At 72.5% G+C, this 5581-nt stretch carries 6 protein-coding genes; all 6 read right to left on the reverse strand.

Features of this window, described 5'->3' with window-relative positions:
• Positions 1 to 212 precede the first annotated feature (212 nt).
• Positions 213 to 734 carry a hypothetical protein gene (locus D476_RS0102405; protein ID WP_239648573.1) on the reverse strand — a complete coding sequence of 174 codons (522 nt, stop codon included), beginning with the start codon at positions 732 to 734 and terminating at the stop codon, positions 213 to 215.
• Between the two features lie 306 nt (positions 735 to 1040).
• Entirely contained in the window at positions 1041 to 1577 is a 537-nt protein-coding gene (locus D476_RS0102410) for a hypothetical protein (RefSeq protein WP_239648574.1), read from the reverse strand.
• Positions 1578 to 2024: 447 nt separating this feature from the next.
• On the reverse strand, positions 2025 to 2585 hold the full coding sequence (locus D476_RS38695) for a YciI family protein (RefSeq protein ID WP_017622392.1): 561 nt from the start codon (positions 2583 to 2585) through the stop codon (positions 2025 to 2027).
• An 84-nt stretch (positions 2586 to 2669) separates the two neighbouring features.
• Positions 2670 to 2927 carry a hypothetical protein gene (locus D476_RS37195; protein WP_152513394.1) on the reverse strand — a complete coding sequence of 86 codons (258 nt, stop codon included), beginning with the start codon at positions 2925 to 2927 and terminating at the stop codon, positions 2670 to 2672.
• Between the two features lie 60 nt (positions 2928 to 2987).
• Positions 2988 to 3674, reverse strand: a complete 687-nt coding sequence (gene npdG, locus D476_RS0102425) for an NADPH-dependent F420 reductase (RefSeq protein WP_017622393.1) — start codon at positions 3672 to 3674, stop codon at positions 2988 to 2990.
• Between the two features lie 52 nt (positions 3675 to 3726).
• Positions 3727 to 4104 (reverse strand): hypothetical protein, encoded by a 378-nt coding sequence (locus D476_RS0102430; protein WP_017622394.1) that lies wholly within the window; start codon positions 4102 to 4104, stop codon positions 3727 to 3729.
• Positions 4105 to 5581 lie beyond the last annotated feature (1477 nt).

Below are 5581 nucleotides of genomic sequence, written 5' to 3' on the forward strand. Positions count from 1 at the left end.
CCCGACGAGCCGCGGGCGCTGGGCGTGCAGTGGCACCCGGAGATGGGCGACGACCCGTCCCTGTTCCGGTGGCTGGTGGAGGAGGCGAGGAGCGCGCGGGCGGGGCGGTGAGGTCCGGCCCGGTCCGCCACCGTGAACACACCGTGGCCGGGGTGCCCGTGGGGCACCCCGGCCACGGTTCGCGCGTGCTCAGAGGGGCGGACCCTCAGCACCTACATGTCCTTGTACACCACCCAGTCGCAGTCCAACCGGTCGCCCAGACAGGCCAGGTAACGGTAGCCGCTCCGGATTTCGAAGCCCCACGTGTAGGTGGTCCTGTGGACGCGGCGCTCAACGGCCGCGACCCGGGAGCCCGACCCGTCGTAGACGAAGAAGTTGAGGTAGTAGCCGTTCCCCCCTCCGGTCACGCGCCCCCAGGCGATGGGGACGTCTTCCGAGGCGCTCCGGCTGATCAGCCCCCGGCGCACCTGCAGGGAGGTGCCATTGGAGGTCGACTCCGCCGCTGTTGAAACGTTGAAGGCATTCTGCGGGTTGGCGCTGAACAGGGCGGCGGGCGCGACGTCCACCGCGGCCCCGCCCTCCTCATCCTCATCGAGCGCGGCCATCACCATCGGGGTGACGTCCACGAGCTGGGCCTCCGGTGCCTCTTCAGCAGCGGCGGCGGGGGCGGAGAGCAGACTCAGGACCATGGCGGGGGCAGCGACGGCGACGCCCCAGCGGGAAATTCGCGGCATGCGCATGGGGGACCCCTTTCAATGACCGAATGAATCGGTTCATGAGAGAGCCCCAAAGGTAGGCACACGTGGTCCGTCGATGCAAAGAACTTCGAGCAGCATGGAAATGCGCAGCTCGAAATGGGAATGGCCGCCGCAGGACCGGACGCGCTGATCGTGGCCGGGGACGGGAATACCGCCCCCCGCACGGTAGGAGTCCGTACCGGACACCGCTACGGCGGGGATGGGCCCCATGCCGTGGCCGGGGTGCCCCGAGGGCACCCCGGCCACGGTTCCTGCCCGCTCAGGGGGACGGACCCTCAGCGGCTACATGGTCTTGGAGACCGTGTGGTCGCAGCCCACCGCGGTGTCGCTGAGGCAGGCCGTGTACTTGTATCCGCTCCTGATCTGGAAACCGTTGGTGTAGGTCGTCGTCCCGTCGGACCTGGTCCCGTCGTTGGCGACCCGGCCGCCCGACCCGTTGCGGACGATGACGGCGAGGGAGTCACCGCTGTCGGCACCGACCACCCGGGCCCAGGCGATGGGGACGTCGTTCGAGGCGCTCCGGGTGACCAGCCCCCGGCGCACCTGCAGGGTGATGCCGCCGCTGATCCTCGCCTGCTTCGCCGTGGAAACGTTGAAGGCATTCCTGGGGCTGGCCTCGTACAGGTCGGCGGCAGCGGCGACGGGCGAGGCATCCACCGTGGCGCCGCCCTCCTCGTCGAGGGCGGCCATCACCATCGGGGTGATGTCCACGAGCTGGGCTTCCGGCGCCTCTTCGGCGGCGGCAGCGGGGGCGGAGATCAGGCTCAGGGCCATGGCCGGGGCGGCGACGGCGAGAGCCCAGCGGGAAATACGCGGCATGCGCATGAGGGGATCCCTTTCATCAACCGAATGAATCGGTTCACCAGAGCGCCCCCAAGCTAGAGGTACGCGGCCCGCCACGGCAAAGAACTTCGACCAGCGTGGAAATTCGCACCGCAAGGGGCGAACGGCCCCCGCACGGAGGGCATACGGACGGAGACCCAGGGCGATCGGCGACGTGCCCCGGGGCCGCCGAGACAGCGGTGATGGGAGGACGTCGGCGCGCTCCGCCCCAGCGCAGCAGACCAGCCCGGAGCGTACGTGACCGCTGGAGGCGACGACGGCGGCACAGCGTCCCCCGCACAAGGCGGCCGGTGGCCGAGCCGGACACCGCAGCCCCTCCTCGCCGCACGGACGGAAGGCGGGGGTGGATCGGCGAGGGGAGACCGGCCGGACCGGATGCGGACACGGCGTAGGGCGCCGCCCGGCCGAGCGGTCATCGGCCGCCTACGAGGGACGGCCGCCCCGGCGCCAGTGCTGGGCCGTGATGTCGGCGCCACCGCCCGAGAGGTGGTCGGCGAGCGGGCGGACGAGGGCCACCGCCTCCTCCGGGTACGCCCGGACGGCGGCGACGATGCCCGTGGTGTGCGCGGAGTCGTCGATGAGCACGGCGGCGAACCCGACCCGGTCGTCGGCCTCCGGCGGGCGGGCTCCGACAGGGCCTCGCGGCGCCGCCGTCCACGCGCCGGTCACCAGGGAGTGCGGGGCCTCCGGGCCGCTGACAGGTCCCCGGTCGAGCAGGATCTCTACGGGGTCCACCGTGATGCGCGAGTAGAGACCGGCCCGGCCGTACGGCTCCTCGGCGGCGAACCGCTCCGCCTGCTCCCGGTCGGCCAGGTCGACGATGTGCACGCTGCCGGTGTGCTCCTCACCGTCGTCGGACAGGGTGGGCCCACGCAGGAGGAGACGGTCGGCGAAGCGGTCCATGTAGGACCAGTGGTCCTCGGCCAGGCGCAGGAGGCCGTCGAGGGCGCCTGGCCTGTCGCGACCGTGGACATAGAACGGCATGCCGGGATCCTATAGTCCCGCCCGCCCCTCAGGGCCGGGCGGGACTCGGGGCGGCGCGCGGGGAGCGCCGCCTGGGAGCGGCGGCTATCTCTTACCGCAGCCGGGGCACGTCTGGCCGATCTCCTTCATGGTGCCGCAGTGGCGGCAGTTCTCCTGGTCGATGCGGTCGCCTCGACTCCCGATGAGGTCGCGGTCGGGCAGGCCGATCATGGATCGGCAGCGGGGGCAAGCCATCCAGAACCTCCGGTAGGTGTACTTCTCCCGGTCGATGACCGTCCAGCACTTGTCGCATTGGACGTACCGGTTCTTTCCGTAGCGTCCTTGGCTTTCGGGTGCCCCCATGGACGGGACTCTACCCCGCCGGGCCGGATGCGGCAGCGCATCCTCCGGCCCGGCGGCCCCTCACACGTCGGTGATGCGCAGACCGGCGTGGGCCTTGTAGCGGCGGTTCATCGCGATCAGGTTGGCGGTGAAGGCCTCCACCTGGTGGGCGTTGCGCAGCCGCCCGCCGTAGATCCCGCGCACCCCCGGGATGAGCCCGGCCAGGGCGCGGACGGTGTCGGTGGCCTCCCGGTCGTCGCCCAGGACCAGCACGTCCAGGTCGACCTCTTCGACCCCGGGGTCCAGCAGCAGCACGGCGGAGACGTGGTGGAAGGCGGCCGTCACCCGGCTGCGCGGCAGGACCGCCTCGGCCTGCTGCGCGGCGCTGCCCTCGGGCACCGGGAGGGCGTAGGGCCCCTTCTTGTCGAACCCGAGCGGGTTGACGCAGTCGACGACGATCTTGTCGGCCAGCTCCTCTTCCAGGGAGGCCAGCAGCTCGCGGTGGCCCTCCCAGGGCACCGCGACGATGACGACGTCGGCCGCGGCCGCGGCGGCGGCGTTGCCCAGGCCGCGCACCGGCAGGTCGGCGCCGAGGCCGTCGGCGGCGCCCTGCGCCCGCTCGGCGCTGCGCGAGCCGATGACGACCTCGGTCCCGGCCAGGGCCAGCCGCCGGGCCAGCCCGCGGCCCTGGTCGCCGGTCCCGCCGAGGACCGCGACGACCAGGCCCGAGACGTCGGGGATGTCGTGTGGGGATGTCTGATCAGCCATGGCAGGAATCATCGCACCCCCGGGACCGTGCGCCCCTGGCGGGGACACGCCCTCACGCGGCGAAGGCGTGCGGCTCGACCCCGTCCAGGCCGAGTTCGCGCATCTCCCTCCGGTGCGCGGCGGCGGCCGCCAGGAGGGAGACGGTGCGCCCGTCGGCGCGGCCGGTTCCGGGCAGCCCGACGGCCTCCTGGAAGCGCGCGAGCGCGGCGGGACGGGCCCCGGGCGGGGCGCAGGGGTCGAGCAGCCCCAGCTCGATGAGGCGCCACCGGACCTCGGCCGGGTCGGCCTCGGGGAGCACCCGCTCGGCGTCGACGAGGGACCAGAAGAGCCCGGCCAGGACCGAGCGCGCCCTGGCGACCCGCTGGGCCCCTCCGCCGACCGCCCGGACGGCGCCCACCGGCGCTCTGTGCATGTGAATCGCGGTCATCATCGAGCTCCCTCCCCGTCGCGGCCCGATCATGTACTTCGAGTATGCGCGCGCGAAGGTGAGAGGACATCGGCCGGAGGTTCGGAATCGGGTCAATACCAAAGTCGGAGCCCGGCCCCTTCGACACCGACCGATGGGGGTCAGGGGTAGGCCCCGCAACGGCGGCGCCGGGCATCGGGCGCGGCGCGGTCGTCGTCCGTCGGCGCCCCCGCGATGGGTAGCGATGAGGAGCGGCGGCGGTCCGCACGGCAGCGCTGTCGGCCGTCGGGCGCGCGGATGGTCGCCGTGGACGGCGGCGACGGCAAGAGCGGGGCGGTTCCCCGGCGCTGCCTGCCGGGCGGCGGGTTCCTCGCGGTCCGGGTGAGCAGGGCGGCTGAGCAGGTACCCCGCTCACGGACCCCAGCCGGGCGGCGAGCCAAGGGCCGCACACCGGGCATTCCAGACATAAGGAGAGGGGTTTGCCGTCCTGTGCGGTGAGACCGCCACCCGATCACCCTCCAGGCGCCATTTTCACAGCGCCAAATGCCCCAGATCGTGTGCGGCGCCTGAAAAGGCGGGTTCCGGCCCGGCCGCCACCCTCTCCGGTATCCGGTTTGCCCGGTTCCCGGGGCACCGAGCCCCCTCGCAGCCTGTTCGCCCTCAGGGCGCCCCGGCGGGAGGTGCGGGCGTGCGCTCATCGCGATTCCAGAACAGGTTCTGCCCCCAGAAGGCCCACAAACGGCACACCCGGCCCGATTGGCGGGCCCGTCCTCACTTCGCGTAGCCGATAACGGGCCCCGCGCGGGCCCCGGGCGCCCGACGGAGGCGCCCGGACGACCGCAGGGGCGCCCCCCGCACCCGACCGGCACAACCCAGTCGGGCACGAACCGGGCAAACCGTTCCCAGAACGTGTTCTGGAATCGCCGCCACCGCAGGCCCGGGACCTCCGAGGGCGTCGAAGAGCGCGCACCCCGACCCCTCCCGGACGTAACGCGGAGTGTTCACCCAGGTCACGGTCCCAGTGGAGGCGGAGCGGGCCCGGCGGGGGCGTGGCCGTGTGTCGGAGGGGGCGCACCCCGACCCCTGCGTCTCACCATGCGGGACGCTCTCGCCGTCTGCGGGGTCACCCCCGGGGGGGCGTCCTGTGTCGCGGAACCGCCGCTTCCAGGGCGGCCGGGTGTCGATCCCACCACCCGGGATCACCGGAGCCCCCGTCCGGTGCCCGCTATGCCCGGTATGCGAGCTCCTCCGCGATGATCTCGACAAGGGTGCTGCCACAACCGCCGGAATGACAGCATCCTCGTCGAGATCATCGAAAAGGGGGCCCGCATACCGGGCACACCGGGCGCACTTCGATGAAGCCGTCCCGCATGGCGCTACGCCGATCCCACCCTGCGGCCACGTGCCGATGATCTCGGGGATTTCGGCCTTGAACGGCTCCTCTTAAGGCCGACATCCCCGAGATCATCGCCGGTAGGGCCGACATCCCCGAGATCAACGC

The sequence above is a fragment of the Nocardiopsis chromatogenes YIM 90109 genome (assembly GCF_000341185.1).
Lineage (GTDB): Bacteria > Actinomycetota > Actinomycetes > Streptosporangiales > Streptosporangiaceae > Nocardiopsis_A > Nocardiopsis_A chromatogenes.

What these genes read in the sequence shown, in the direction of transcription:
- D476_RS0102405 (WP_239648573.1), bottom strand. Translation starts at nt 734, where the DNA reads ATGCCGCGAATTTCCCGCTGGGGCGTCGCCGTCGCTGCCCCCGCCATG.
- D476_RS0102410 (WP_239648574.1), bottom strand. Translation starts at nt 1,577, where the DNA reads ATGCCGCGTATTTCCCGCTGGGCTCTCGCCGTCGCCGCCCCGGCCATG.
- D476_RS38695 (WP_017622392.1), bottom strand. Translation starts at nt 2,585, where the DNA reads ATGCCGTTCTATGTCCACGGTCGCGACAGGCCAGGCGCCCTCGACGGC.
- D476_RS37195 (WP_152513394.1), bottom strand. Translation starts at nt 2,927, where the DNA reads ATGGGGGCACCCGAAAGCCAAGGACGCTACGGAAAGAACCGGTACGTC.
- npdG (WP_017622393.1), bottom strand. Translation starts at nt 3,674, where the DNA reads ATGGCTGATCAGACATCCCCACACGACATCCCCGACGTCTCGGGCCTG.
- D476_RS0102430 (WP_017622394.1), bottom strand. Translation starts at nt 4,104, where the DNA reads ATGATGACCGCGATTCACATGCACAGAGCGCCGGTGGGCGCCGTCCGG.